The following is a 230-nucleotide window of genomic DNA, read 5'->3' on the forward strand; positions in this document are numbered from 1 at the left end:
ATTGATAATGATTTTCATTGTAGTTTGATAAAAAAACATTTGTCAAGTTGGATAGCCTAGAAAAATGACGAATCAAGGGGTACAAAAGAAGGAAATGTTAAAGATTTTGGCGAGTTATTCACTCCTGAAGCGAAGAAAATCGTTGCTTTTGTGGGCGGAAATGCAGACCTAATGAAATCGGTTAGCAAGGAGCTTAAAAGCTATAAAATTCGAAAAGAAAAATGAAATTG

General features: G+C 33.5%; 1 pseudogene. It reads left to right on the forward strand.

Features of this window, described 5'->3' with window-relative positions:
• Positions 1–84: 84 nt before the first annotated feature.
• Positions 85–216, forward strand: a pseudogene (locus tag KI369_RS28935) (DUF4878 domain-containing protein); the annotation flags it as partial.
• Between the last annotated feature and the right edge of the window lie 14 nt (positions 217–230).

Source organism: Bacillus sanguinis (genome assembly GCF_018332475.1).
GTDB lineage: Bacteria > Bacillota > Bacilli > Bacillales > Bacillaceae_G > Bacillus_A > Bacillus_A sanguinis.